Origin of the sequence: Micromonospora sp. RP3T (assembly GCF_003027925.1) — a bacterium.
GTDB lineage: Bacteria > Actinomycetota > Actinomycetes > Mycobacteriales > Micromonosporaceae > Micromonospora.
In genome coordinates this window covers 102156-128308 of record NZ_PYPS01000011.1, presented here as the reverse complement: position 1 = coordinate 128308, position 26153 = coordinate 102156, and the positions used below count along the sequence as shown (strand labels likewise).

The 26153-nt window shown below is 74.9% G+C and carries 22 protein-coding genes; 7 read left to right on the top strand and 15 right to left on the bottom strand.

The features are described 5' to 3' along the window. Positions 1 to 134 precede the first annotated feature (134 nt). Genes C8054_RS11680 through C8054_RS11670 form a run of 3 tightly spaced genes read right to left on the bottom strand, consistent with a single transcriptional unit; the run spans position 135 to position 3500 of the window. Complete coding sequence (locus C8054_RS11680) at positions 135 to 1016, bottom strand: ABC transporter permease (RefSeq protein WP_107156792.1); 882 nt, start codon at positions 1014 to 1016, stop codon at positions 135 to 137. Next, the gene (locus tag C8054_RS11675; protein ID WP_107156791.1) at positions 1013 to 1957 is read right to left on the bottom strand and encodes an ABC transporter permease; all 945 of its coding nucleotides are present in this window, start codon (positions 1955 to 1957) and stop codon (positions 1013 to 1015) included. The genes C8054_RS11680 and C8054_RS11675 overlap by 4 nt, the downstream gene beginning before the upstream one ends. A 1-nt stretch (position 1958) precedes the next feature. Beyond that, the gene (locus tag C8054_RS11670; RefSeq protein WP_107156790.1) at positions 1959 to 3500 is read right to left on the bottom strand and encodes an ABC transporter substrate-binding protein; all 1542 of its coding nucleotides are present in this window, start codon (positions 3498 to 3500) and stop codon (positions 1959 to 1961) included. Between the two features lie 168 nt (positions 3501 to 3668). On the opposite strand from C8054_RS11670, the gene C8054_RS11665 reads away from it, so the two are divergent. Next, positions 3669 to 5297 carry an acyl-CoA dehydrogenase family protein gene (locus C8054_RS11665; protein WP_107156789.1) on the top strand — a complete coding sequence of 543 codons (1629 nt, stop codon included), beginning with the start codon at positions 3669 to 3671 and terminating at the stop codon, positions 5295 to 5297. Between the two features lie 2 nt (positions 5298 to 5299). Continuing rightward, positions 5300 to 6121, top strand: coding sequence for an MOSC domain-containing protein (locus C8054_RS11660; RefSeq protein WP_107156788.1), 822 nt, complete (start codon positions 5300 to 5302; stop codon positions 6119 to 6121). Positions 6122 to 6212: 91 nt separating this feature from the next. Here the strand turns inward: C8054_RS11660 and C8054_RS11655 are convergent, their stop codons facing one another. Next, a complete protein-coding gene (locus C8054_RS11655) occupies positions 6213 to 6773 on the bottom strand; it encodes a GNAT family N-acetyltransferase (RefSeq protein WP_107156787.1) in 561 nt (186 codons plus the stop codon). A gap of 33 nt (positions 6774 to 6806) precedes the next feature. On the opposite strand from C8054_RS11655, the gene C8054_RS11650 reads away from it, so the two are divergent. Continuing rightward, on the top strand, positions 6807 to 8024 hold the full coding sequence (locus tag C8054_RS11650; protein WP_107156786.1) for a MalY/PatB family protein: 1218 nt from the start codon (positions 6807 to 6809) through the stop codon (positions 8022 to 8024). 18 nt (positions 8025 to 8042) lie between these two features. Here C8054_RS11650 and C8054_RS11645 read toward each other — a convergent pair whose 3' ends face one another. Beyond that, the gene (locus tag C8054_RS11645) at positions 8043 to 8627 is read right to left on the bottom strand and encodes a DUF664 domain-containing protein (RefSeq protein ID WP_107156785.1); all 585 of its coding nucleotides are present in this window, start codon (positions 8625 to 8627) and stop codon (positions 8043 to 8045) included. A gap of 89 nt (positions 8628 to 8716) precedes the next feature. Between C8054_RS11645 and C8054_RS11640 the strand changes: the two genes are divergently transcribed. Next, on the top strand, positions 8717 to 9718 hold the full coding sequence (locus C8054_RS11640; RefSeq protein WP_306766812.1) for a YafY family protein: 1002 nt from the start codon (positions 8717 to 8719) through the stop codon (positions 9716 to 9718). Between the two features lie 36 nt (positions 9719 to 9754). Here the strand turns inward: C8054_RS11640 and C8054_RS11635 are convergent, their stop codons facing one another. From C8054_RS11635 to C8054_RS11610, 6 genes are all read right to left on the bottom strand, one after another. Further along, entirely contained in the window at positions 9755 to 10066 is a 312-nt protein-coding gene (locus C8054_RS11635; RefSeq protein WP_107156783.1) for an NIPSNAP family protein, read from the bottom strand. A 23-nt stretch (positions 10067 to 10089) separates the two neighbouring features. Then, positions 10090 to 10896, bottom strand: a complete 807-nt coding sequence (locus C8054_RS11630) for a TetR/AcrR family transcriptional regulator (protein WP_107156782.1) — start codon at positions 10894 to 10896, stop codon at positions 10090 to 10092. A 100-nt stretch (positions 10897 to 10996) separates the two neighbouring features. Continuing rightward, positions 10997 to 12298: an SWIM zinc finger family protein gene (locus C8054_RS11625; RefSeq protein WP_107156781.1), complete on the bottom strand. Its 1302-nt coding sequence runs from the start codon at positions 12296 to 12298 to the stop codon at positions 10997 to 10999. Further along, entirely contained in the window at positions 12295 to 15084 is a 2790-nt protein-coding gene (locus C8054_RS11620; RefSeq protein WP_107156780.1) for a DEAD/DEAH box helicase, read from the bottom strand. The genes C8054_RS11625 and C8054_RS11620 overlap by 4 nt, the downstream gene beginning before the upstream one ends. A 78-nt stretch (positions 15085 to 15162) precedes the next feature. Then, complete coding sequence (locus C8054_RS11615) at positions 15163 to 15954, bottom strand: ABC transporter permease (RefSeq protein ID WP_107156835.1); 792 nt, start codon at positions 15952 to 15954, stop codon at positions 15163 to 15165. Positions 15955 to 15992: 38 nt separating this feature from the next. Beyond that, positions 15993 to 16964, bottom strand: a complete 972-nt coding sequence (locus tag C8054_RS11610) for an ATP-binding cassette domain-containing protein (protein ID WP_199199698.1) — start codon at positions 16962 to 16964, stop codon at positions 15993 to 15995. Between the two features lie 420 nt (positions 16965 to 17384). Here C8054_RS11610 and helR point away from each other — a divergent pair, with 420 nt between their 5' ends. Continuing rightward, on the top strand, positions 17385 to 19532 hold the full coding sequence (gene helR, locus C8054_RS11605; protein ID WP_107156779.1) for an RNA polymerase recycling motor ATPase HelR: 2148 nt from the start codon (positions 17385 to 17387) through the stop codon (positions 19530 to 19532). An 82-nt stretch (positions 19533 to 19614) separates the two neighbouring features. Here the strand turns inward: helR and C8054_RS11600 are convergent, their stop codons facing one another. Beyond that, complete coding sequence (locus C8054_RS11600) at positions 19615 to 20493, bottom strand: alpha/beta fold hydrolase (RefSeq protein WP_107156778.1); 879 nt, start codon at positions 20491 to 20493, stop codon at positions 19615 to 19617. 105 nt (positions 20494 to 20598) lie between these two features. On the opposite strand from C8054_RS11600, the gene C8054_RS11595 reads away from it, so the two are divergent. Both C8054_RS11595 and C8054_RS11590 read left to right on the top strand, forming a co-directional pair. Then, on the top strand, positions 20599 to 22548 hold the full coding sequence (locus tag C8054_RS11595) for a BTAD domain-containing putative transcriptional regulator (RefSeq protein WP_107156777.1): 1950 nt from the start codon (positions 20599 to 20601) through the stop codon (positions 22546 to 22548). A gap of 49 nt (positions 22549 to 22597) precedes the next feature. After that, entirely contained in the window at positions 22598 to 23965 is a 1368-nt protein-coding gene (locus C8054_RS11590) for a pyridoxal-dependent decarboxylase (RefSeq protein WP_107156776.1), read from the top strand. Between the two features lie 38 nt (positions 23966 to 24003). On the opposite strand, the gene C8054_RS11585 is transcribed toward C8054_RS11590, so the two are convergent. From C8054_RS11585 to C8054_RS31715, 3 genes are all read right to left on the bottom strand, one after another. Next, the gene (locus tag C8054_RS11585) at positions 24004 to 24795 is read right to left on the bottom strand and encodes a class I SAM-dependent methyltransferase (RefSeq protein ID WP_107156775.1); all 792 of its coding nucleotides are present in this window, start codon (positions 24793 to 24795) and stop codon (positions 24004 to 24006) included. Positions 24796 to 24903: 108 nt separating this feature from the next. Then, positions 24904 to 25902, bottom strand: coding sequence for a hypothetical protein (locus C8054_RS11580; protein ID WP_107156774.1), 999 nt, complete (start codon positions 25900 to 25902; stop codon positions 24904 to 24906). Further along, a complete protein-coding gene (locus tag C8054_RS31715; RefSeq protein ID WP_146179910.1) occupies positions 25853 to 26149 on the bottom strand; it encodes a hypothetical protein in 297 nt (98 codons plus the stop codon). The genes C8054_RS11580 and C8054_RS31715 overlap by 50 nt, the downstream gene beginning before the upstream one ends. Between the last annotated feature and the right edge of the window lie 4 nt (positions 26150 to 26153).

The following is a 26153-nucleotide window of genomic DNA, read 5'->3' as shown; positions in this document are numbered from 1 at the left end:
GCTTCGCTCGGTGCGCTCGCTCAAGCGGTGCTGGCTGGGCATGCGCTCGTGGCCCTCGCTTCGCTCGGTGCGCTCGCTCAAGCGGTGCTGGCTGGGCATGCGCTCGTGGCCCTCGCTTCGCTCGGTGCGCTCGCTCATGCGGTGCTCCTGCGGGCCTCGCTGAGGGTGAGCTGGCGGGGGTCGAGCACGTCGCGCAACGCGTCACCGACCAGGTTGAACGCGAGCACGGTCAGGAAGATCGCCGCGCCCGGGAACACACCCAGCCACCAGGCGTCGGTGACGAAACCCCGCCCGTCGAAGAGCATCCGACCCCAGGCCGGCGCCGGCGGCTGGATGCCCAGCCCGAGGAAGGACAGCGCCGCCTCGGACAGGATCGCGAACGCCAGCGACAGCGACGTCTGCACGATCAGCGGCGCGGCGATGTTGGGCAGCACGTGCCGGCGCATGATGCGCAGGTCGGACGCGCCGATCGAGACGGCGGCCCGGACGAAGACCTGCTCGCGGACGGCCAGCACGCCGGCACGGGTGATCCGGGCGAAGATGGGCGTGTAGACCACGCCGATGGCGACCATGGCGGTGAGCAGGCCGGGCCCGAGCACCGCCACGATGGCCACCGCCAGCAGCAGCACCGGGAACGCGAACAGCACGTCCATGCAGCGCATCAGCACGCTGTCCAGCCAGCCCCGGTAGTAGCCGGCGAACAGGCCGAGCGTCACGCCGGCGACCAGCGCGATCCCGACGCTGACCACGCCGACCTGGAGCGAGACGCGCGCCGCGACCAGCACCCGGCTGAGCACGTCCCGGCCCAGCTCGTCGGTGCCGAACGGGTGCGCCCCGCTGGGCGGTCGCAACATCGCGTCGACGTCGACGTCGTTGACGCCGGACGGGGCCAGCCAGGGACCGGCGACGCCCACCACGACCAGCAGCAGCAGGACCAGCGTGCCGCCGACGGCGAGCGGGTCGCGGCGCAGCGCGTCCAGCACGCGACGCCTGGTGCTCTCGGACGCGCCGCTCACTTGACCGTGATCCTCGGGTCGAGGCGGGCGTAGAGAATGTCCACCAGCAGGTTGACCAGCAGGAACAGCGCGGCCACGAGCAGCACGGCGCCCTGCAGGACCGGATAGTCGCGGGCCTGGACCGCGTCGAACGTGAGCCGGCCGATGCCGGGCCAGGCGAACAGCACCTCGATGACGATCACGCCGCCGAGCAGGCTGGCCAGTTGCACCGCGACCACGGTGACGACCGGGATCAGCGCGTTGCGCAGCACGTGTCGCAGGATCACCACCCGGTTGCGCAGCCCCTTCGCCTCGGCGGTGCGCACGTAATCGGCGGAGAGGACCTCCAGCACCGAGGAGCGGATGAACCGGGTGAGGATCGACGCGGTGACCAGGCCGACGGTGACCGCCGGCAGCGCCACGTGCGACGCCCACCGGCCCGGGTCCTCGGTGAGCGCCACGTAACCCGACGGCGGCAGCCAGCCCAGCACACCGGCGAAGAGGATGATGCCCATGATGCCCATCCAGAAGTCGGGCACCGAGACGCCGAACTGGCTGAACACGCGCGCCGCGTGGTCGACCGCCGAGCCGCTGCGCACCGCCGCGACGATGCCCAGCGGGAACGCCACCAGCAGCGCGAACACCACCGCGGTGAGCGCCAGCGACAGCGTCGCCGGCAGTCGATCCAGCACGATCCGGCTGACCGGCTGCCCGGTGCGGAAGCTGACCCCGAGGTCGCCGGTGAGCGCGTGGCCGAGGTAGCTGGCGTACTGCACGGGCAGCGGCTGGTCCAGGCCGGCGCGGGCCCGCAGCGCCTCGTACGTCTGCGGGTCGAAGCGGGTGCCGAGCGCCACCCGCACCGGGTCGCCCGGCACCAGTTGCAGCAGCAGGAAGACCACCAGGGTCACCCCGAGCAGCACGACCGCGGACTGGAGGACCCGCCGCAGGACGAAGCGGGTCATCTCACTTGCCGAGGGCGACCGTGCGGAACCGGATCGCCCGGTCGCTGCGGACGTCATAGCCGGAGACCTTCTTCGACCAGCCCTGCACCACGTCCGGGTTGTAGAGGTAGAGGTAGCTGGCGTCGTCGACGATCTGCTTCGCCGCCTGGTCGTACGCCTGCTTGCGGGCGGCCTGGTCGGTCTCGGTCCGGGCGGCGTCGAGCAGCTTGTCCACGGCCGGGTTGGCGTACTTGTGGAAGTTGAACGTGCCGCCGCTGTGGTGCTGGGCGTAGTAGAACTCGTCCGGGTCGACGTTGCCCAGCCAGCCGAGCATGAACCCGTCGAAGTTCCCCTTGGCCTGCTCGTCGAGCCACTGGGCGAAGTCCAGCGTACGGATCTTCACGGTGATCCCGACGTCCTTGAGCTGCGCGGCGATGACCTGGGCGGCGGTGACCGTCTCCGGGTACTCACTCGTGACCATCAGGTCCATGGTGAGGTTGCCGACGCCGGCCTGGCCGAGCATCTGCTTCGCCTTGGCCGGGTCGTGCGAGAAGGGCGCGTAGTCGTAGAAGAACGCGCTGTCGCGCGGGATGGCGGCCTGGTTGACCGTGGCGAGACCGAACTTGGCCGCCTTGGTGATCGCCTCCCGGTCCAGCGCGTAGCCGATCGCGCGGCGGACCTCGGGGTTGTCGAACGGCTTGCGGGCCTCGTTGAGCGCCACGTACCAGTAGTCCGTCGACGGCGCGGTCTTCACCACCGGGTCGTCGCCGTCGCGCAACGACGTCACCTGCTGCGGCGGCAGGTTGTCGGTCCACTGCACCTGGCCGCTGCGCAGGTTCTGCAGCGCGACGGTCGGGTCCTTGACGAACGTGAAGGTGACGCCGTCGAGCTTCGGCTTGTCGCCCCAGTAGGTGTCGTTGCGGACCAGCTTGATGCTGTCGCCGGAGGTGTAGCCGGCGACCTTGAACGGGCCGCTGCCGACCGGCGCGGTCTTCACCTTGCCGGACTCCACGTTGGACTTCTCCACGATCGCCACGCCCTTGAAGCCGCCCAGGTTGGCCAGCAGGTTGGGGGTGGGCGCGGTCAGCGTCACCACGACGGTGGCCGGGTCGGGGCCGGTCACCGACTTGACGGTGGCGAACTTGTAGGCGGTGTTCAGCTTCTGCTTGATGATCCGCTCGTAGGAGTAGACGACGTCCTCCGAGGTCAGCGGCGAACCGTCGGAGAACTTCGCCCCGTCGCGCAGGGTGAACGTCCAGGTGAGCTGGTCGGCGCTGGTGGTCCACTTGGTGGCCAGCGACGGCACCATCTTCAGGTCGGCGTCCGGCTCGACGAGCGTGTCGTAGACGTTCTCCAGGACCTGGAAGCTGTAGTAGGCGGACGTCTTGTGCGGGTCGAGCTGGTCCGGTTCGCCGCCGATCGCGGCGTTGAGGACGCCCCCCGCGCCCCCGGTGCTCCCGCCGCCGTCGCCGACGTCGACGGCCTCGCCGCCGCTGCATCCGGACAGGACACCGGCCGCGAGCGTGAGTGCCGCGCCGATCACGCCGAGCTTGTTCCTGGACATTGGCCCCCCTACCGCTTTCCGAACAAAAGAAAGTTTCGGCCACTCTTCTCGCCGAGCGGGATGATGTCAAACGAATCGAGCCGAATCGACCGGTCGACGCGCGGTTGCCGGTCGGGGCTGACCGGTGGTTCAATCCACCTTCCGCCACCGCGTGCTGGGAGTGCCGCCGTGACCACACACGAGGTCGTCAACCAGGTCCCGCCGCTGGTCGGCCACGACACCGCCGACGATCCGGCGCTGCTCGACGGTCTGGCCCGGGAGGGCGCCGGCTGGGCCGCCGCCGGGCTGCGCGAGCTGGGCCGGCTGGCCGGCGGCGAGGCGGCCACCGAGCACGGCCGGCTGGCCAACGAGCACCCGCCGGTGCTGCGCACCCACGACCGCCACGGCCACCGCGTCGACGAGGTGGAGTTCCACCCCTCCTGGCACGAGCTGATGCGTACCGCGGTCGGGCACGGCCTGCACGCCGCGCCGTGGGCCGACGACCGGCCCGGCGCGCACGTGGCCCGCGCCGCCGGCTTCTACGTCTGGCGGCCCGACGCCGGGCACGGCTGCCCGATCTCGATGACCTACGCGGCGGTGCCGGCGCTGCGGCACAGCCCCGAGCTGGCCGCGCGCTACGAGCCACTGCTGACCAGCACCGAGTACGACTTCGGGCTACGCCCGCCGGAGAGCAAGCGCGGCCTGCTGGCCGGCATGTCGATGACCGAGAAGCAGGGCGGCTCGGACGTGCGCGCCAACACCACCACCGCCCGGCCCGAACCGGACGGCAGCTACCGGCTGGTCGGGCACAAGTGGTTCACCTCCGCGCCGATGTGCGACCTGTTCCTCACGCTCGCCCAGGCGCCGGACGGCCTCACCTGCTTCCTGGTCCCCCGGGTACTGCCCGACGGCGGTCGCAACCCGATGCGGCTGATGCGGCTGAAGGACAAGCTCGGCAACCGCTCCAACGCCTCCGCCGAGATCGAGTACGAACACGCGGTGGCGTGGCGCGTCGGCGACGAGGGCCGCGGCGTGCGCACCATCATCGACATGGTCAACCTGACCCGCCTGGACTGCGTGATCGGCGCGGCGGCCGGCATGCGCCAGGGCGTGACCACCGCCGTGCACCACGCCATCCACCGGCGGGCGTTCGGCCGCTACCTGGCCGAGCAGCCGCTGATGCGTAACGTGCTGGCCGACCTGGCGGTGGAATCCGAGGCGGCCACCGTGCTGATGACACGGCTGGCCGGCGCCACCGACCGGTCGGCGCGTGGCGACACCGGCGAGACCGCGTTCAAGCGCCTGGCGCTGGCCGTCGGGAAGTACTGGGTGTGCAAACGCTGGCCGGGGCACGCCGCCGAGGCGCTGGAGTGCCTGGGCGGCAACGGCTACGTCGAGGAATCAGGCATGCCGCGGCTGTTCCGCGAGTCGCCGCTGAACTCCATCTGGGAGGGCTCCGGCAACGTCGCCGCGCTGGACGTGCTGCGCGCGCTCACCCGGGAGCCGCAGGTGCTGGCCGCGTACGAGGCGGAGGTGGCCGCCGCGGCCGGCGCTGACCCGCGCCTCGACGCGGCGGTCCGCGCGGTGCGCGACGAGCTGGCCGACCACACCGACCTGGAGCTGCGGGCCCGCCGCGTGGTGGAGCGGCTCGCGCTGGTGCTCCAGGGCGCGCTGCTGGTCCGGCACGGCCACCCGGCGGTCGCGGACGCGTTCTGCGCGTCCCGGCTGGGCGGCGACCACGGTCAGGCGTACGGGACGCTGCCCGGCGGGCTCGATCTCGCCGCGATCATCGACCGGGCCACCCCGAAGGTCGGCTGACCGTGCGACTCGTCTCGGCCCACATCCACCCGGTGAAGTCGCTGGCCGGCGTGGACGTCGACCGGGCCACGGTCGAGCCGTGGGGGCTGCGCCACGACCGACGCTGGGTGCTGCTGCAGCCGGACGGCGCGGTGCTCACCGCCCGCACCGCGCCCCGGATGCTCGGGCTGACCGCCGTGCCCGGCGTCGACTCGCTGACGCTCACCGACCGGGCCGGCGGTTCGTTGGTCGTCCCCGAGCCGGTGGCCGGGTCCCCGGCCGCCACCACGCTGTCCCGGCTGGACTCGGTGCGCCTGGCCACCGCCGAGGCGCACGACTGGCTCACCGAGCGCCTGGCCTGCCCGGTGCGGCTGGGCTGGCTGGACGACCCGCGCCGCCGCCCGGTGTCGGAGGCGCACGGAGGCCGCCCCGGCGACCCGCTGAACCTCGCCGACGCCGGCCCGCTGCTGGCCGCCACGCTGCCGTCGCTGCGCCGGCTGCGGGACTGGATCGTCGAGGGCGCGCGGGAGCGGGGCGAGCCGGCGCCGGACCCGCTGCCGATGGCCCGGTTCCGGCCCACCGTGGTGCTCGACGGCCCGGTCGCGCCGTTCGCCGAGGACGGTTGGACCCGGGTGCGCATCGGCGCGGTCGACTTCCGGGTCGCCGAACGCTGCGACCGCTGCTCGCTCACCCTGATCGACCCGGTGACGCTCACCAGCGGCCGGGAGCCGATCCGCACGCTGGCGCGGCACCGCCGGCGCGACGGCAAGGTGTGGTTCGGCATCCGACTGATCCCGGTCGGCGCCGGCGAGATCCGGGTCGGCGACCCGGTCACCGCCGGCTGACCGCCCCCGGGGCCCGGGCCGCACCCGGCCGGCTCAGCCCGTACGGGCCGCACCCGGCCGGCTCAGCCCGTACGGCCGGCACGCGGGCGGCTCAGCCCGTGCGGAGACGCCACTCGTCGGCGAGGACGGCGAAGACGAGCTGGTCGGCCCACCCGTCACGGAACCGGTAGCTGCGCACGTGCCGCGCCTCCCGGCGCATGCCGAGCCGGGCCAGCAGCCGGGCGGACGCCTCGTTGCCGGCGTGGCACCGGCCCGTCACCCGGTGCAGCCCGAACGGGCCGAACCCCCAGTCCAGCAGCGCGCCGGCCGCCTCGGTGGCCAGGCCCCGGCCGCCGTGGTCGGGATGGAAGACGTACCCCAGCTCGGCGGTACGGTCGGCGCGGCTGCGCCAGACCAGCTCCACCGTGCCGATCACCCGGTCGCCGGCGACCGCGGCCAGCGTCAGGCAGTCGCCCTCCGCGCGCAGCGCGTCCTCGCCCACCATCGCGGCCACCGACGCCCGGGACTGCTCCCGGGTACGCGGCTGCGCGCCGAGCGTCCAGCGGCACACGTCGGGTCGGCGCTGCCAGGCGTGCACGTCGTCCAGGTCGTCGGGCGTGACCGGGCGCAGCAGCAGTCGCGGCGTCCGCAGTGGATACGTCGGGCGGGCCATCGGGCGATGGTAGAGCCGCCTAGGGTGAACGGTATGCGCGTTTCCGCCGACGACCGCAACCCGCTCACCCGGCTGACGCTGGATCAGCTCCGGCAGCGCACCAGCGTCAAGTGGCGGCTGCACCCGCCGGACGTGCTCCCGCTCTGGGTGGCCGAGCAGGACGTGCCGCTCGCGCCGCCGGTGGCCGACGCGCTGCGCCGCGCGGTCGAGCTGGGCGACACCGGTTACGCGCACGGAACGGGCTACGCGGAGGCGCTCGCCGGGTTCGCGGCGCGGCGCTGGGACTGGCCGGACTTCCCGGTCGGGCGCAGCACGCTGGTGCCCGACGTGATGATGGGCGTGGTCGAGGTGCTGCGGCTGGTCACCGAACCGGAGGACGCGGTGGTGGTCTGCCCGCCCGTCTACCCGCCGTTCTACGCGTTCGTCTCGCACGCCGACCGGCGGGTGCTGGAGGCCCCGCTCGGGCCGGACGGACGGCTCGACCTCGCCGCGCTGGGCGAGGCGTTCCGCCGGGCCCGGCTGTTCGGCGCACGGCCCGCGTTCCTGCTCTGCAATCCGCACAACCCGACCGGCGTGGTGCACCGCCGCGACGAGCTGGCCGCCGTCGCCGAGCTGGCCGCGCGGCACGGCGTCCGGGTCGTCTCCGACGAGATCCACGCCCCGCTGGCGCTCGCCGGCGCGCGGTTCACCCCCTACCTGACCGTCCCCGGTTCCGGGAACGCGTTCGCGCTGCTGTCGGCGTCCAAGGCGTGGAACCTCGCCGGTCTCAAGGCGGCGGTGGTGGTGGCCGGGCCGGACGCCGCCGCCGACCTGGCCCGGATGCCGGAGGAGGTCGGCCACGGTCCCAGTCACCTGGGGGTGCTCGCGCACACCGCCGCGTTCGCCGCCGGCGGGCCGTGGCTGGACCAGCTCCTCGACGGCCTCGACGCCAACCGCGCGTTGCTCGGGACGCTGCTCGCCGAGCACCTGCCCACGGTGTCCTGGCAGCCGCCGGACGGCACCTACCTCGCCTGGCTGGACTGCACCCGGCTCGGCGTGCCCACCGAGACGCCGGGCGACGGGCCGGGCGTGGTCACCGACCTGTCCGGCCCGGCGCGGATGTTCCTCGACGACGCTCGGGTGGCGCTCAGCTCCGGGCACGTCTTCGGCACCGGCGGCGCGGGCTTCGTCCGGCTCAACTTCGCCACCTCGCCCGCCGTGCTGACCGAGGCGGTGACCCGGATGGGCCGGGCCGTCGCCGCGCCGGGGTGAGGGCGGGCCCGCGCCGGGTCAGGTGGTGCTCCGCCGGTCGAGCGTCTCGCGCAGGATCTCCGCGTGCCCGGCGTGCTGCCGGGTCTCGGCGATGACGTGCATCAGCACCGCGCGCACGCTCAGCACCGTGCCGGGCTCGTGCCAGGGCACGTCCGGCACCGGATGCGCCGCCGACAGGTCGGCCAGGCCGGCGACGATCTCCTCGGTCCGGGCGGCGACCCGCGCGTACCGGTCGAGGACGGCGGGCAGTGTGTCCTCGGGCAGCATCTGGAACGTCCGCTCCCGTTCGATCGCCCAGCGCGGCAGTTCGCGCGCCGTGCCGGCCAGGAATTCCGCCCAGGTCACGCCGTCGGGCAGGGTGAAGGTCATCACCGCCGGGCCCTCGACCACGAACCGCAGCCAGGCCTCCTCGCCGGACGCGACGTGCTTGAGCACCCCGCCCAGGCAGAGCGCGCTCACGGTGGGGCGCTCCCCAGCCTGGGCGTCGGTCAGGTCGCGCACCGTGGCGGTCAGCGCGGCGCGGGCGCCGGCGAGCGCCCGGAGCAGGTCGGTCCGCTCGGCGTCGAGCGTGGTGGGCGGCGCGGTCGGGGCGGTCACGGTCATCGGTTCCTTCCGGTCGGCGATCGGTACCGGCCCACGCTCGCAGGCGTAGCGGTCAGTTCCTGTCCGCTACCGGGGGCAGAATGCGGCCCATGTCGACGACGTCCGCCCGCCTGCTCGCCCTGCTGTCCCTGTTGCAGGCCCGTCGCGACTGGCCGGGCGCGGTGCTGGCCGAACGGCTCGGGGTGAGCGCGCGGACCGTGCGCCGCGACGTCGACCGGCTGCGCGGGCTGGGCTACCCGATCGCCGCCACCAAGGGCCCGGACGGCGGCTACCGGCTGGGCGCCGGGGCGGCGCTGCCGCCGCTGCTCTTCGACGACGAGCAGGCCGTGGCGCTCACCGTGGCGTTGCAGACCGCGGCGACCACCGTGACCGGCATCGAGGAGTCCGCCTCGCGGGCGCTGACCACGGTCCGGCAGGTCATGCCGACGCGGCTGCGTCACCGCGTCGACGCCCTGCGGGTGGTCGCGGTGGAGAAGTCCGGCGGCCCGGCCCGGCCCCGGGTCGAGCCGGGCCTGCTGGTGACGCTCAGCGCCGCCGTGCACGCCCGCGAGGTGCTGCGCTTCGACTACCCGGCCGGGCCGGCGGCCGATCCACCGCACGGCCTGCCGCCGCCACGCCGGGTCCAGCCGCACCACCTGGTCACCTGGGGCGGGCGCTGGTACCTCGTCGCCTGGGACCTGGAGCGCGACGACTGGCGCACGTTCCGCGTCGACCGGATCAGTCCGCGCACCCCGACCGGCCCCCGGTTCACGCCCCGGGAGCTTCCCGGCGGCGACGTGGCGGCGTACGTCGCCGGCCGGTTCCACGGCGCCGGTGACTGGCCGTGCCGGGGGGAGGTGATCCTCGACCTGCCCGCCCGGACGGTCTCCACCTGGACCCCCGACGGTGTGGTCGAGGAGCTCGGCCCGGACCGCTGCCGGCTGATGCTCGGTGCCTGGTCCTGGCCCGGCCTGGCCGCCCTGCTCGGCCGGTACGACGCCGACATCGAGGTGGTCGGGCCGCCCGAGCTGCGGGACGCGTTCGCCCGCCTGGCCCGGCGTTACGCCGCCGCGGCCGTCGACACCCGGGACGCCGGGCCGGGTGTCCGGTGACCACTGCCGCCGTCGCCCCGCAGCGCGGCGACGGCGTCAGTCGGTCGGCAGGAGCGGGCGCATGAACGTGCGGTCGTACCGCAGCACGCACCCCGACTCGTCGCGGATCCGGTCGGCCGCGACGAACTCCGGGTCCACGCCGAACCGGGAGCGGTACCGCTCGTACGCCGCCAGGCTCTCGAAGCTGAACAGCGCCTCGGCCCGGTCGCTGGCGCCCTCGGCGGGCAGGAAGTAACCGTGGTGCACGCCGCCGTGCCGGGCCACCAGCGTCATCCAGGCGCGGGCGAACCGTTCGAACGCCTCGATCCGGGTGGGATCGATGGTGTAGTGCACGACGCACGTGATCATGCGGCCACCCTAGCGGCGCGCGGTCACCGCCCGCCGTCGCGCGGGGGCGAGCCGAGCGGGCCGGCCCCGCCCGTGCGCTCGGCGACCACCACCGCGATGCCGTCCAGCACCCGCCGCAGCCCGAACTCGAAGGCGTACTCCGGGCCGTAGGCCGCGCCGTGCGCCGCCCCGGCCGCCGAGCCGACCCGGGCCGCGATCGGGTAGCTGCCCGAGGTCATGAACTTCTCCAGCCACGGGCCGTGGATCTGCCACCACTGCCCGTCGGTCATCCCGGTCTCGCGTTCCAGCTGCGCGCCGTCGTGGTCGGCGCGGGCGATGCTCTTGACGTGCCCGAGGACCAGGGTGAGCACGGCGTCCATCTCCACGTCGTCCAGCCCGATGTCGGCCACCGCGCGCAGCTCGTAGTCGTACTTGGCAAGCGTGTGGGGGCCGAGCACCGGTCGGCTGGTCTCGGCGCGCAGCAGCCACGGGTGGGCGCGGTAGAGCGCCAGGTTGTCCCGGGCGATCCGGTCCAGCCGGCCGCGCCAGCCGCCCGGCACGTCGGCCGGACGCGGCATGTCGCCGTAGACGGTGTCGACCATGACGTCGAGCAGCTCCGACTTGCCGGGCACGTAGGTGTAGACCGACATGGTGCCGGCGCCCAGCGCCTCGCTGACCCGCCGCATGGTGAGCGCGTCGATGCCCTCGGCGTCGGCGATCTCGACGGCCGCCCGCACGATCCGGTCGACGCTGAGCCCCGGGCCGGTGCCGCGGCTGGTGGGTTCCCGGGTGCGCCAGAGGATGGCCAGGCTGCGTGCGGGATCGGCCTTGCCGCTGCGCTCCTTCGACATAGTGGCTCCATCCTACCGGTGGCTTACCGTATGGCGTACGGGCCGGCCGTCGAGGCGGCCGGCCGGAGCGGGACCCTCCGGCCGGCCGCCGGTCCAGGATTCAGTCCTTCGACAGGTCCAGCAGCGCGTCGGCCGGATCCGGTCCGGGCGGGCCCGCCGGCCACCACCGTCCGGACCGCCTGCGGAACGGATACCAGCGGCCGTCCGGGCCGTAACGCACCTGCACGTCCCGGCCCACGGTCCAGCGGTTGCGCCAGTTCCGCACCTCCGGCGTCGTGCCGCCGATCCCGCCGGCCTCGCGCAGCGCGTCGGTGGCCCGGGACACCAGCTCCTTCGGCGGGCTGAACACCGCGTCGACAGCGGCCAGGCCGGCGGCGCCGGCGTACTCCCAGGCCCTGATCGCCAGCGGCAGGTCGGCGGCCCGGCCGCTGGCCTCGCCGAGGCGGCGCGCGGCCCGCGAGCGCGGCATCCGCGACGCCAGCCGCACGGCGTCCGACCAGGCGTCGGGCTCCGGCGCGAGCACCTCGGCCGCGTCGGCGGTGAGCAGGCGCCGGGCCCGGGACGCGGCATCCGCGGCGAGCACGCCCAGCGCTTCGGCGTCCAGGCCGGGCGCGTCGTGCGGGGCCAGCAGCGGCGTGAGCGCCATCGGCTCGTCGCGGACCGCCGGCGGCGGTCCGGGCAGGGCGGCCGGGACGGTCGCGTACGCCTCCTCGGCCCGGACGCCGACGGCGTCCGCCGCGCCGGCGGCGACCGCGCGACCGGCGTTGCGCGTGCGCAGCTCCTCGATCAGCTCCGGTTCCGCCCGGCCCCGCATCAGTAGCAGCACGAACGGATCCCGGTCCAGCAGCCAGGACGTCTGGTAGGACAGCGCGGCGGCGTGCCGGCAGGGATGGTCCCAGGACGGGCAGTCGCACGAGGGCTCCAGATCGCCGTAGCCGGGCAGGAGCCGCACCCCGGCGTCGTCGGCGGTGGTCACCAGGTCCTGCGGCATGTCCCGGTCGAGCAGCGCGGCGATGTGCCCGGCCCGGGCGGCGACCCGGTCCAGCAGGCGGTCCCACTCCGCGTCGGCGAGCGTGGAGATCCGGACCTCGGTGTGGTGCGGGGTGTACTGGTCGCCGTCGTGCACCGGCGCGGAGATCCGCCCGGGGCTCACCGTGATCGGCCCGACCTGACCGGCGAACGCGTACCGCCGGCCCTTCCTGAGCTGTTCCGGGTCGAGCGCGGTGAGTTCCATCGACTCGATCCAGGCGTTGCCCCACCAGGTGTCGGCGAACTTCCGGCCGATCCGTCGGCCCGGCCCGAACGCCGGGAAGCTGCGGGCCCGCCCGTCGTCCTCGACCGGCCCGGCCGTCTCGTCGTCCGGCTCGTCGTCGAACTCGACGTCGAAGTCCACGTCCGTCATCCCTCGTCGCGTAGCCGCACGAGCCGGAGCAGCTCGGCGTCGGACAGTTCGGTCAGCGCGGTCTCGCCGCCGGTGAGCACCGCGTCGGCCAGTTCCCGCTTGGACTCCAGCAGCGCGGCGATCCGGTCCTCCAGGGTGCCCTGGGCGATCAGTCGGTGCACCTGCACCGGCCGGGTCTGCCCGATCCGGTACGCCCGGTCGGTGGCCTGCTCCTCCACCGCCGGGTTCCACCACCTGTCGTAGTGGATGACGTGGTCGGCCCGGGTCAGGTTGAGACCGGTGCCGGCCGCCCGGAGGGAGAGCAGGAACACCGGCGCCGCGCCGGCCTGGAACCGGCGGACCATCTCCTCGCGCTGCGGCACCGGCGTGCCGCCGTGCAGCAGTTGCGCCGGCACGCCCCGCTCGGTCAGGTGCCGCTCCAGCAGCCGGGCCATCCGCACGTACTGGGTGAAGACCAGGGCGCCGCCGTCCTCGGCGAGGATGGTCTCCAGCAGGTCGTCGAGGAGCTGCAACTTCTCCGAACGGCCGGAGAGCTCGCCGTGCGGCTCCTTCAGGTAGTGCGCCGGATGGTTGCACACCTGCTTCAGCCCGACGAGCAGCTTCAGCACCAACCCCCGGCGGGCGATGCCGGTCGGGTTGGCGCGAATCTCGCCCATCACCTCGTCGACGACCCGGCGGTAGAGCGTCTCCTGCTCTCCGGTGAGCGACACCAGGTGGTCGGTGACCGTCTTCGGCGGCAGCTCCGGCGCGATGCCCGGGTCGGACTTGCGGCGCCGCAGCAGGAACGGACGGACCAGACGGGACAGTCGGTCCACGCCTGACACGTCCCGGTCCACCTCGATCGGCCGGGCCCACCGGGCCCGGAACGTGCCGACCGTGTCGAGCAGGCCGGGGGTGGTCCAGTCGAGGATGGTCCACAGCTCGGAGAGGTTGTTCTCCACCGGCGTGCCGGTGAGCGCGAGACGGGCGTCGGCGGGGATCTCGCGCAGCGCCCTCGCGGTGCCGCTGAGCCGGTTCTTCACGTACTGCGCCTCGTCGGCGACCACCAGCCCCCACCGTCGCCGGCCGAGCACCGCGGCGTCCAGTCGCATGGTGCCGTAGCTGGTCAGCACGAACCCGTCGGTGCGGTCGTCGAGCGTGCGGGCCGCGCCGTGGAACCGGCGGACCGGCACGCCCGGCGCGAACCGGCGGATCTCGCGTTCCCAGTTGCCCAGCACCGAGGCGGGACAGACCACGAGCGTCGGCCCGGTGAGGGCCGGGTCGGCGCGGCGGCGCAGGTGCAGCGCGACGACGGTGACGGTCTTGCCCAGACCCATGTCGTCGGCGAGGCAGCCGCCGAAGCCGAGCGAGGTCATCCGCTCCAGCCAGCGCAGCCCCCGCAGCTGGTACGCGCGGAGCGTGCCGTCCAGCCCGGCCGGCGGGGCCAGCCGCTCGGGGCCGCCGTCCGGCTCGGCGATCCGCTCCCGCAACGCGCCGAGCCAGCCGTCGGCCACCACCTCGACGCGTTCGTCGTCCACCTCGGTGCTGGCGATCAACGTGGCGGCCAGCGCGTCGTACGCCCGGAGCGGCGGGAGCTGCCGCTCCCGGGCCCGGCGGGCCAGCTCCGGCTCGACCGCCACCCACCGCTCCCGCAGCCGGACGATCGGCCGGGACTTGGCGACCAGGTCCATCTCCGCGTCGGTGAGCGCCTCGCCGCCGAGCGTGAGCTGCCAACTCCGCGGCATCGGCGCGGCCGAGCGGAGGAAGCCGGCCGGGTCGGCCGGCTGTTCCGGCGGCGAGGAGATCAGGACGCGGGCGGTGAGCTCGCGGGACAGCCGCGGCGGCCACTCGACGTCGACGCCGGCCGCGGCGAGCCGCCGTTCGGCGCCGCCCAGCAGGTCGATCAGATCCTCGTCGAGCAGTTCCAGCTCGACCGGGGCGGCCTCGTCGAGCAGCCGGGCCAGCGGCTGCCACACCGTCGCGGCCCGGCGCACCGCGCGCATGGCCTCGAACGTGGCCTGCTCGCCGAGGCCGTGCGCGTCGCCCTCCCAGAGCGCGGCCGCGTCGCTGACCACCGTCGGGTCGGCGAGGCTGCGCAGGCGGACGACCGCGGTGAGGCCGGTGGTGGCGAAGTCGCCGCGTCCCTCCAGCCGCAACGCCACCCGCAGCCCGGTGTCCACGCCGGCGGAGACCTCCCGCGCCCAGTCGCGCAGCTCCTCCACCGGCTGCGGGTCCAGGGCGGTGAACCGGTCGTCGCCGGTCAGCCAGGGCGCCGCCGGAATGCGCGGCAGCGTGTCGGCCACCGCGTCCAGGAACGCCCGGACCAGGTCCTCGGCGGCGGGCAGCACGAGCGTGCCGGCGAACGGGTCGACCGGCACGGCGCGAGCCCCGGCCGGCATCGCCGCGGCGAGCGCGCGGATGCGCTCCACGTCGGCCACGTCGAAGGGGCCGACCCGCCAGGCGTCGTGCCCGTCCGGGGTGACGCCGGGCAGCAGCCGGCCCCGCGCCACCAGGTGCAGGCCGGTGACCGCCACCGCCGACCAGAACGCGGCGGCGGGCGTCACGTCCGCCGCGTCGCGCAGCGCGACGAGCTGCCGGACCGCGTCGGCGACCGGCACGGCGCAGACCCGCACCTGCCACGCCGCGACCGGGCCGTCGAGGGGCAGGGCCAGCGTCAGTTCGCGGACGTCGCCGAGTTCGTCGCACTCGTCCGGCACCGCGTCGCCGGTCGGGTGGTAGAAGCTGACCGTGCCGGCCCGGGGCGGATCGCCCGGCTCGAAGACGACCGCGAACCGCCCGAGCAGCACCTCGTACCTCCCGATCGCACCGGCGGCCCACCCCGCTTGGCGTACAACGTACCGTAGCTTACCCGTCCGGTCCGACGGTCAGTTGCGCAAGGAGCGGTATCCGCGGACCGCCAGCGGCAGGAAGACCGCCACCAGGACCAGCGGCCACGCCACCGCCAGCACCGGGTAGTGGGACACCACCCAGGAGTCGCCGCCCCAGCCGGGGTTGCCGAACAATTCCCGGACGGCGCCGACGGTGGCCGACAGCGGGTTCCACTCCGCCACCGCCCCGAGCCACGCGGGCATGGTGGACGGCGCCACGAACGCGTTGGACAGGAAGCCGAGCGGGAACTCCAGCGTCTGCACGCCGACGACCGCCTGCGGCCCCTTCATCACCAGACCGAGGAAGATGCCGACCCAGACCAGGGCGAAGCGCAGCAGCAGGATCAGCCCGAACGCGGCGAGCGTGTCGCCGACGCCGCCGTGCGCCCGCCACCCGACGGCGAGGCCGGCGAGCACCATCACCGCCAGGGTCACCACCGCGAACAGCATGTCGGCCGCGGCGCGGCCGATCAGCAGGGCCAGCGGCGACACCGGCATCGACCGGAGCCGGTCGGTGACGCCCCGGTCGACGTCGGCGGAGACGGCCAGGGTGGTGAGGCTGATGCCGAACACCATGGTCATGGCGAACATGCCGGGCATCAGGAACTCGCGGTAGTTGCCGCCGCCCGGCACCTGGAGCGCGCCGCCGAACAGGTAGGCGAACATCAGCACCATGACGACGTCGAAGCCCAGCGACGCGATCAGCGGCCCGGGGTCGCGGCGCCAGTGCGCCAGGCTGCGCCGGGTCAGGGTGACGCTGTCGGCGAGCAGGAACGGTCGCCCGGGCACAGCGGCCGGGCCGACCGCGGTGGGCAGGGTCGCGCCGGTCACGCGGCCACCTCCTCGGCCGCCCGCGAGCGGTGGCCGGTCAGGTGCAGGAACACCTCGTCGAGCGTCGGACGGCGCAGCGCCACGTCGGCCACGGAGACGCCGCCCGCGTCGAGCGCCCGCAGCACCTCGGTGAGCGCCCCGACCCGGTCGCCGACCGGGGCGCTCACGCGGCGGCGGTCGTGGTCGACCTCCGGCTCGGCGCCGGCGACCAGCCGCAGCCGCGCGGCGGCCACGGCCAGGTCGACGGCGTTGTGCAGCACGAGGTCGATCCGGTCGCCGCCGAGCCGCGACTTCAACTCGTCGGGGCTGCCCGTGGCGATGACCCGCCCGCTGTCCAGCACCGAGATCTGGTCGGCGAGCTGGTCGGCCTCGTCCAGGTACTGCGTGGTGAGCAGCACGGTGGTGCCGGAGCGGACCAGTCCGCGGACCGACTCCCAGACCTCGTTGCGGCCGCGCGGGTCCAGACCGGTGGTCGGCTCGTCGAGAAAGAGCACCGACGGCGCGAGGATCATGCCGGCGGCCAGGTCGAGCCGGCGCCGCATGCCGCCCGAGTACGCCTTGACCGGCTTGTCGCCGGTGTCGGCGAGGCCGAAGCGCTCCAGCAGCTCGGCGGCGCGCTGCCGGGCCCGCTTCGTGCCGAGGTGGCAGAGGCGGCCGAAGAGGACCAGGTTCTGGTGGCCGCTGAGCACCTCGTCCAGCGCGGCGTGCTGCCCGACCAGACCGATGCGGTGGCGCACCTGGTCGGGCCGGCGGGCGACGTCGAAGCCGGCGACCTCGGCCCGTCCCTCGTCGAACCGGAGCAGGGTGGACAGGATCCGCACCGCGGTGGTCTTGCCGGCCCCGTTCGGGCCGAGCAGGCCGCACACGGTGCCCGGCGGGACCCGTAGGGCGAACCCGTCCAGGACGTTTCTGTCCCCGTACCGCTTGCGTAGCCCCTCCGCGATGATCGCGTGTTCGCCTGCTGCCACGTCGCGCCCTCCTCCGCAGTATCGCCCGATGGCGGCCCTAGCGTACATCATACGGTAGCGGTTACGGCAGAGCCGGACACGACGCGGGGAACGCCGGCTGGCCGGCGGGGTCACGACATTCGGCGGGGCGCGGTCCGGCGACGGCCGGCACGGCGCGGAGCGGGCCTCGCGACGGCGAATCGGCCCGGGAGAGAGCGGGGGCACTGATGTTCCCCGCCACCATCACCATATAGCGCACCCCGGGTCTTGCGGCAAGACCCCGGTGGGGGCGCAGAATGGCCGGCCGAAGCGATTCTCCCGACATGGAAAAGGCCGCCACGAGCGGCGGGTGGCTCGTGTCCGCCTCCGCCCGGACCGGGCCCACCACAAGCGTTTCGCGGCACACCGGCCGGCCGCCGGCCGCAGATCGGAGCTGATTTCGTGAATCACGCCGCCACCAGCGTCTTCGACCTTCCCGAGCGCCTCTCCGCGAAGGCCGATCCCGAACTGATCGCCCACGACGAACGGCACTTCGCGACCGTCGGGGAGAGCCTGCGACGGTCGATCGCCGAACTGTCCGACCGGCTCGACGCCGAGCGCCGGGCCGCCGGCGGCAAGGGCCGGCAGGCCGTCGACCGGGACCAGGAGATCCGCCGGCTGACCGCGCGGCTGCGTACCCTGCGCCGGTACGGCCTGGACCTGTGCCTGGGCCGGATGGTCGGCGCGGACGGCGCCGACCCGGTGTACGTGGGCCGACTCGGTCTCACCGACGGCGCGGGCGGCCGGCTGCTGCTGGACTGGCGTTCCCCGGCCGCCGAGCCGTTCTTCGGCGCGACCCACGCCAACCCGATGGGCCTGGCCAGCCGCCGCCGGTACCGCTGGACGCGAGGCCGGATCACCGACTACTGGGACGAGGTGTTCACCGCCGACGGGCTGGCCGGACACGCCGCGCTCGACGACCAGTCCGCGTTCATCGCCAGCCTGGGCGACACCCGGTCGGCCCGGATGCGGGACGTGCTCGGCACCATCCAGGCCGACCAGGACGCCATCATCCGGGCCGGGTCGCGGGGCACGCTGGTGGTCGACGGTGGGCCGGGCACCGGCAAGACGGTGGTCGCGCTGCACCGCACCGCGTACCTGCTGCACGCCGACCCACGGTTGGGCGAGCGCCGGGGCGGCGTGCTGTTCGTCGGCCCGCACCAGCCCTACCTGAGCTACGTCTCCGACGTACTGCCCAGCCTCGGCGAGGAGGACGTACAGATCTGCACGCTGCGTGACCTGGTGCCGGAGGGCGCGGCGGCGGTGGCCGAGACCGACCCGGCGGCGGCCCGACTGAAGTCGTCCGCGGACCTGGTCCGGGCCGTCGACGCGGCGGTGCGCTTCTACGAGGAACCACCCACGTCCGGCATGACCATCGGCGTCGCGGACGCGGAGCTGCGGCTGACCGCCGACGACTGGGCGGACGCGTTCGCGGCGGCCGGGCCCGGCGTCCCGCACAACGAGGCCCGCGACGACGTGTGGGAGGAGCTGCTCACCATCCTGCGGGAGCGGTACCACGGCGACGAGCCGGACCACGCGGTCCGGCGGTCACTGGCCGGCAACCGCGACCTGGCCGTCGCGTTCGGCCGGGCGTGGCCGCTGCTCGACCCGACCGACGTGGTGGCGGACCTCTGGTCGGTGCCGGCCTACCTGCGCCGGTGCGCCCCGTGGCTGAGCGTGGACGAGATCCGTACGCTGCGCCGGGACGACGCCCGCGCCTGGACGGTCGCCGACCTGCCGCTGCTGGACGCGGCGCGGCAGCGGGTCGGCGACCCGGAGGCGTCCCGGCGACGGCGTCGGAACGCCGCGGCCCTGGCCGCGCAGCGGGAGCGGATGGACACGGTCGTCGACGCCCTGATCGCCACGCACGCCTACGACGACGGCGAGGGCCTGATGACCATGCTGAGCGGTGCGGACATGCGGACCAGCCTGATCGACGACAGCGGGCTGGCCGTCGCCGACCCGGACCTGCTGGCAGGCCCGTTCGCGCACGTGGTGGTGGACGAGGCGCAGGAGCTGACCGACGCGCAGTGGCAGATGCTGCTGTCGCGCTGCCCGTCGCGCAGCTTCACCGTGGTCGGCGACCGGGCCCAGGCCCGGCACGGGTTCGCCGAGTCCTGGCGGGAGCGGCTGGAGCGGGTCGGCCTCGACCGGATCGAGCTGGCCTCGCTGACCGTCAACTACCGCACCCCGGCGCAGGTCATGGCCGCGGCCGAGCCGGTCATCCGGGCCGTTCTCCCGGACGCCAACGTACCGACGTCCATCCGCACCGGCGACCTGCCGGTGCGGTACGGCGACCGCTCGGAGCTGGGCGCGGTGGTGCACGGGTGGCTCGCCGCCCACCCCGAGGGGACCGCCTGCGTCATCGGCGACCCCACGTTCCCGGCCCCGGCCCGGGTCCGGTCGCTGACCCCGGAGCTGGCCAAGGGGCTGGAGTTCGACCTGGTCGTGCTCGTCGACGCGGCGGCGTTCGGCGACGGCGTCGCGGGCGCGGTGGACCGCTACGTCGCGATGACCCGGGCCACCCGGCAGCTCGTGGTGCTCGGCTGACCGCCGCGGCGCGTGGCGGTGCGGCCGGCGGCCGGCGGCCGGGGCGGCGACGTGCCGTCCCGCCGCCGGCGCCCGTCCGCCGTCACCGGGCCAGCAGCGCGCGCAGCGCGGCGCTGACCTCGGCCGGCGCCGACTCCGCCAGGAAGTGCCCGGCGGAGGTGGTGCGGTGCTCCAGGTCCGGGGCCCAGGCCCGCCACACCGCCGCCGCGTCGTAGCCGAGCGCCGCGCCCCAGTCCTGCTGGATCACCGTGACCGGCATCGCCAGCCGCCGCCCGGCGTCCCGGTCCGCCCGGTCGTGCGCGACGTCGATCCCGGCCGAGGCGCGGTAGTCCGCGACGATCGAGTCGACCGCCTCCCGGGAGGCCCGCAGGTACTCGGCGCGCACGTCGGCCGGAATGGCCGCCGGGTCGCCGGCCCAGGCGTCGAGGAAGTACCCGAAGAAGTCGTCCGCACTGGCCGAGATCATCCGCTCCGGCAAGCCGGGCGGCTGGGCCATCAGGTACAGGTGGAACGCGACCGCCGCGGACGCGCCGTGCAGCACCTCCCACATGTCGAGGGTGGGCAGGACGTCCAGCGACGCCAGGTGGGTTACCGCGTCCGGGTGGTCCAGGCCGGCCCGGACCGCGACCAGGGCGCCCCGGTCGTGGCCGGCGAGCGCGAACCGTTCGTGGCCGAGCGCCCGGGCCAGGGCCACCACGTCGGCGGCCATGGTCCGCTTCGCGTACGTGTCCTCGTCGCGCGCGGCCGGCTTGTCGCTGGCCCCGTACCCGCGCAGGTCCGGGCAGATGACGGTGTGGTCGGCGGCCAGGTCGGCGGCGACGTGCCGCCACATCAGGTGGGTCTGCGGGAAGCCGTGCAGCAGCACGATCGGGCTGCCCGAGCCGCCCACTGCCACGTGCAGCGCCACGTCCTCGGCGACGGTGACCCGTCGCGTCTCGAATCCGGCGATGGTGAAGGTCATCGGTCGTTCCTTTCTCCGCTCGGCTGGTGCCCGACCAGCGTCGCCGCGCCGGATGAGCAACCGATGAGCGCGGTACGGTGACCCGGTCGAGGAGGGGGACGGTCGGTGCGGGTCAACTTCGGTGTGCTCGGTCCGGTGACGGCCTGGGACGACACCGGCGCACCCGTCGACCTGCGGGGTCCCCGGCACCGCGCGGTGCTGGCCCGGCTGATCGTGGCCCGGGGTCGGGTGGTGCCGGTCGGGCACCTCGTCGAGGACCTCTGGGACGACCCGCCGGCCGGCGCGGTCGGCGCGGTCCGCACGTTCGTGGCAGCGCTGCGCCGCGGCCTGGAACCACACCGCCCACCGCGGCAGCCGGCCCGGCTGCTGGTCACCGACGGCCCCGGGTACGCGCTGCGCGCCGCCCCGGACACGGTCGACGCCTGGCGCTTCGAGACCGCTGTCGCCGACGCCGCCGACGCGCTGCCCCGGCCGACACTCGACCGACTCGACGCGGCGCTGGGCCTGTGGCGCGGGCCCGGGTACGCCGACGTCGACAGGTCGTGGGCGCACGCCGAACGCGCCCGGCTCGACCAGGTGCGGCTCACCGCCGTCGAACGCCGGGCCGAGGCGCTGCTCACGCTCGACCGGGCCGCCGACGCCGTACCCGACCTGGACGCCCACGTGGCGGACCACCCGTGGCGGGAGGACGGCTGGCGGCTGCTGGCGCTGGCGCTCTACCGCGCCGGGCGGCAGGCCGACGCGCTCGCGGTGCTGCGCCGGGCCCGCGACCTGCTGCGCGACCAGCTCGGCCTGGACCCCGGCCCGCGACTGCGCCGGCTGGAGACCGACCTGAGACGCCAGGCCGACCCCGAGCCGTCCGGTCCCGCACACGTCTGGGCGGAGGCCGCCGCGGCGTACCAGCGCAGCGTGGTGCCGGGCGCGCGGGCCCGGCTGGAGTCCACCGTCGGCCTGCTGCGCAGCCTCGCGGTGACCGGGCCGGGCGGCCTGGCCGCCGCCCGCGACCAGCGGCTGGCGGCCATCGACGCGGCCGAGCAACTCGGCGACCCGGACCTCACCGCGCGGGTGATCGGCGGGTACGACGTGCCGGCGATCTGGACCCGGTCGGACGACCCGGAACAGGCGGCCCGGGTGGTGACCGCGGCGGAGCGGGCGCTCGCCGGCCTCGGCCCGGACGCGCCGGAGACGACCCGGGCGCGACTGCTCGCCACCGTCGCGGTCGAGTCACGCGGCCGGCCGTCGACGCGGGGCCCCGAGGCGGCCCGGCAGGCCGAGGCGATCGCCCGCCGACTCGCCGACCCGGCGCTGATGGCCCAGGCGCTCAACGGCGTGTTCCTCCAGACGTTCCACCGCACCGGGCTGGCCGCCGAACGGGACGCCGTCGGCGCGGAACTGGTCGCGCTGGCCGCCCGGCACGGGCAGGCCCCGGTCGAGATCCTCGGACACCTGATCCGGATGCAGGCCCGGGGCGCGCTCGCCGACTTCGCCGGCGCCGACGGGCACGCGGACGCCGCGGACCGGCTCGCCGACCGGCACGAGTCCCCGCTCACCGGCGTGTTCACCACCTGGTACCGGGCCATGCGGACCGCGGCGACCGGCGCACCGTACCCGCGGGCCGAGGCCGCCTACCGGTCGGCCGCGCCCCGGCTGGCCGGCTGCGGCATGCCCGGCGTGGCGCGCGGCCTGCTCCCGTTGGCGCTGCTGTGCCTGCGGGTGTGGCACGACCGGCCCGCCGACTTCCCCGACGACACCGACTGGGGGCCGTACGCGCCCTGGGCCCGCCCACTGGTCCTGCTCGCCGCCGACCGCCCCGCCGACGCCGCCGACGCGCTGCGCCGGACCCCCGCGCCCCCGCCCGACCTGCTGTGCGAAGCGTTGTGGTGCCTCACCGGCCGGGCCGCGGCGGCGCTCGGCGACCGGGCCGCGATGCGGCGGGCCCGGGCCGCGCTCGCCCCGGCGGCGCACGAGGTGGCCGGCGCGGGCAGCGGCATGCTCACCGCCGGGCCCGTCGCCGCGCACCTCGACCGACTCGACGCCGCCCTCGGGTCGGTGTGACCGGCGGCTCCGCGACGCGCGTGACCGGCGGCCGGGCTAGGGTGCGGCGATGGACGAGCTGCGGAAGCTGTTCCGGCGGGCCGCCGACCACGCCGCCGACTACCGGCGGTCGCTGCCGGAACGACCGGTCGGGGTGCCCGTCGACCAGGCCGCGCTGACCCGCGCGTTCGCCACCGGGCTGCCGGCCGCGCCCACGCCCCCGGAACAGGTGCTGGCCGAACTGGTGGCCGCCGCCGACCCGGGGCTGGTCGCCACCGCCGGGCCGCGCTACTTCGGCTTCGTGGTCGGCGGCGCGTCCCCGGCCGCCACCGCCGCCGACATGCTCGCCGCCGGCTGGGACCAGATCGCGTTCAACGCGGTCACCTCGCCGGCCGCGGTCGCCGCCGAGACCGCCGCCGGCACCTGGCTCAAGGACCTGCTCGGCCTGCCGGCGTCGGCGTCGGTCGGCTTCGTCACCGGCGGCCAGGCCGCCAACACCGCCGGGCTCGCCGCCGCCCGGCACCAGGTCCTCGCCGACGCCGGCTGGGACGTGGAACGGCGCGGCCTGCTCGGCGCGCCGCCGGTGCGGGTGCTCGCCGGCGCCGAACGGCACGCCACCGTCGACCGGTCGCTGCGCCTGCTCGGCCTCGGCACCGACGCGCTGCGCGAGGTGCCGGCCGGCCCGCAGGGCGCGATCGACCCGGACGCGCTGGCCGTGGCGCTGCGCGACGCCGGGCCCGGCCCCACGATCGTCTGCCTCCAGGCCGGCAACGTCAACACCGGCGCCTGCGACGAGCTGCGCCGGGCCGGCGACCTCGTGCACCGGTACGGCGGCTGGGTGCACGTGGACGGCGCGTTCGGGCTGTGGGCCGCCGCCAGCCCGGCCACCCGGCACCTGGTGGCCGGCATCGAGGCGGCCGACTCGTGGGCCTGCGACGGACACAAGTGGCTGAACCTGCCGTACGACACCGCGTTCGCGTTCTGCGCCCGGCCCGACGCGCACGCGGCGGCAATGTCGTACGCGGCCGCGTACCTCGTGGGTTCCGGCGGAGTGCCGGCGGGCGCGGATCTGACCGCGGAGTCCTCGCGCCGCGCCCGTGGCTTCGCGGTCTGGGCCGGCCTGCGGGAGCTGGGCCGCGACGGCGTGACCGCGCTGGTGGACCGGTGCTGCGCGCTGGCCCGCCGGTTCGCCGACGGGCTTTTCGCAGCCGGGTTCGAGGTGGTCAACGACGTGGTCCTCAACCAGGTGCTGGTCGGCTTCGGCGACGACGCGGGCACCGACCGGCTGGTGGCCGCGGTGCAGGCCGACGGGACGTGCTGGGTGGGCGGGACGACGTGGCGGGGGCGGCGGTTGATGCGGATCTCGGTGTCGAACGCGACGACGACGGCGGCGGACGTGGACCGGTCGGTGGTGGCGATCGCCCGGCTCGCCCGCTGAGCCGCCGGCGCACGGAGGAACACGCGGAGCGCGACTGCTCAGGAGTCCCGAGCGCCGTACTGCAACCAGACGTGGACCCGCTCGGTGACCGCGTTCCGTCCGCCGAGCGCGTCGCGCACCTCGGCGGTGAACGCGGCACGGCGTTCCGCGGTGGGCAACCGGTCGGCCGACATCGCCGAGAAGACCCCGCCGACCATGTCCTCGACGGTGAGCGCGGCGTCGTACGCCACGCCCGCCTCCGCGTACCGGTAACCGGCAGCGACGAGTGCCTCCCGGTTGAGTCGGCGACCGGCCTCGTCTGTCTGGCAACTGCCGGTCACCGGATGCCCGAGCAGCTCCTCCAGACATTGACGCAGCGCTCTCGACCACTCGGAGTCCTGCAACCACAGGGGAGCGCCATTGGTGATCACCGCGACACCGCCACCGGGTCGCAGCATCGACCGTGCGGCGGTGAACGTGGCCGTCCGGTCCATGAAGTGGATCGCGACGGCGATGGTCAACGCGCCGACAGTTCCCGGTCCGAGCAGCCGGCCCACCGTGGCCAGATCGTGGTCCGCGCCGAGCAGCCAGGTCACGTTGGTCAGTCCACCGCGGACGGCAGTCGTACGCGCGATGGTCAGCATGTCCGGCTCCGGGTCCATGCCGACGACCGCGGCCACCCGGGCTGCCAGCGGGAGAGTCAACTGGCCGTTGCCGCAGCCGAGATCGATCACCGTGTCGTCGGCATCGAGGGTCAAGGCCGCGGTGAGGGCGTCGAGCACCTCGGGCGGATAGCCGCGCCGGTGCCGCGCGTAGCAGGTGGCCACCTCACCGCCGAATCCTCTCGTCATTCCCGCAGCCTGCCCGCCGCCCTCGTGGTGAGGCGAGCCATTCTGCTCACGGCATGCGAAGGGTGCTCGGTTCCCGAGCCGGGAGCCCGTTGTGCGGCGGTGCAGGGCTCAGCTTCTCCTCCGGTTGCCGGAGCGCGATGCCGCGCCCCTGTGTCGCGCCGTACCCACGAAGCGGTCGGTGACGTCATGTCCGTCGGGCAGCACGTCCGCGAGTGTGATCAACACCGCGCCCCTGACCACCTCGGTGCCCCTTCCGAACGACGCCGGCATCCGCCACGTGCGCCACTTCCACGGTCGTGTCGTCTGCCGCTTGAGGGTCGCCTCGGCGGCGATGACGTCGGCGTGGCGCCCCTCGAGCACCTCGACCAGTTCCGCGCCGGCCCGCAGATGCTCCCGTACCCGAGCCGGGCGACCGACCCCGAACTTGAGCAGCCCTCGATGCCGGACCAGATAAAGCAGATAGGGGGTGTTCCGCAGCGCGGCGAACGACCGGTCGCCCGGCTCCGGCGGACACTGCGGGCAGGCCCGGTCCCGCAACCGCTGCCAGGCGCCACACCGGTCGTGCACACCCCAGGTGCCGTGGGACCAGGCTGCGGTCCGTTCGCCGTGCCACGGCAGCCCGTGGATGTCACCGGTGAGGTCGTCCCAGCCGTCCCGGCGGCGCCGGTCGAGCTCCGTACCGAGCGCGATGGCCGCCTGGAACTCGGCGGCGACGCGTACCGGAATGTCGTCCTCTGCGGTGAGGCCGGCGAACCGGCGGAGCTGGGCCGCGTGGGCTGGTTCGTGTGGAACGCCCGCCAGCAGCCGTTCCCCGACCGCGAGAGCGTAGCCGGCCGAGCGCTCGTCCAGGCAGATGTGGCATCGGGTCCGCCAGCCGGTACGGCAGATACGGCGGGTGCCACAGCTCCGGCACCGGTGGATCTCCACACCGCTGCCCTCCGGCAGCAGATCGAGCCGCTCCATCTGGTCCACCACCAGCGCCGCGCACGGCCGGCAGTGGGCGTGCCAGGCGATGTCCGGGCCGCGACCGCGCGAATTGGCCCGGCCGTGGACGACATCACCGCAGTTGACGCAGCGCACCACGGCCTCCTCCCCGCGGATCGTCATTCGTACGACGTGGCAGCGTGGGACTCCTCGGCCGCGAGGGCCTGCGGGGTGCCCCGGCGACCACCGGCCCCCACGACACCGTGCTGTAGTCGTCCCACCGCCTGTCGACAGCTGCCGCGTCGCCCGCGGTTGCCAGGGTGACGGTGAAGTCGCACCCGGTCGCGTTCATCTGCGCCCAGAGCACGTTGGCGATGTCCGCATACCGGTCAGGGTCCTCGCAGTCGAAGCGGATGGTGATCTCGCGCATCTCA

Excerpts from the sequence above, each read along its gene's own strand:
- C8054_RS31715 (WP_146179910.1), bottom strand. The coding sequence starts at position 26,149 with ATGCGCGAGATCACCATCCGCTTCGACTGCGAGGACCCTGACCGGTAT.
- C8054_RS11625 (WP_107156781.1), bottom strand. The coding sequence starts at position 12,298 with ATGACGGACGTGGACTTCGACGTCGAGTTCGACGACGAGCCGGACGAC.
- C8054_RS11590 (WP_107156776.1), top strand. The coding sequence starts at position 22,598 with ATGGACGAGCTGCGGAAGCTGTTCCGGCGGGCCGCCGACCACGCCGCC.
- C8054_RS11585 (WP_107156775.1), bottom strand. The coding sequence starts at position 24,795 with ATGACGAGAGGATTCGGCGGTGAGGTGGCCACCTGCTACGCGCGGCAC.
- C8054_RS11655 (WP_107156787.1), bottom strand. The coding sequence starts at position 6,773 with ATGGCCCGCCCGACGTATCCACTGCGGACGCCGCGACTGCTGCTGCGC.
- C8054_RS11670 (WP_107156790.1), bottom strand. The coding sequence starts at position 3,500 with ATGTCCAGGAACAAGCTCGGCGTGATCGGCGCGGCACTCACGCTCGCG.
- C8054_RS11580 (WP_107156774.1), bottom strand. The coding sequence starts at position 25,902 with ATGACGATCCGCGGGGAGGAGGCCGTGGTGCGCTGCGTCAACTGCGGT.
- C8054_RS11600 (WP_107156778.1), bottom strand. The coding sequence starts at position 20,493 with ATGACCTTCACCATCGCCGGATTCGAGACGCGACGGGTCACCGTCGCC.
- C8054_RS11645 (WP_107156785.1), bottom strand. The coding sequence starts at position 8,627 with ATGACCGTGACCGCCCCGACCGCGCCGCCCACCACGCTCGACGCCGAG.
- C8054_RS11640 (WP_306766812.1), top strand. The coding sequence starts at position 8,717 with ATGTCGACGACGTCCGCCCGCCTGCTCGCCCTGCTGTCCCTGTTGCAG.
- C8054_RS11675 (WP_107156791.1), bottom strand. The coding sequence starts at position 1,957 with ATGACCCGCTTCGTCCTGCGGCGGGTCCTCCAGTCCGCGGTCGTGCTG.
- C8054_RS11635 (WP_107156783.1), bottom strand. The coding sequence starts at position 10,066 with ATGATCACGTGCGTCGTGCACTACACCATCGATCCCACCCGGATCGAG.
- C8054_RS11650 (WP_107156786.1), top strand. The coding sequence starts at position 6,807 with ATGCGCGTTTCCGCCGACGACCGCAACCCGCTCACCCGGCTGACGCTG.
- C8054_RS11630 (WP_107156782.1), bottom strand. The coding sequence starts at position 10,896 with ATGTCGAAGGAGCGCAGCGGCAAGGCCGATCCCGCACGCAGCCTGGCC.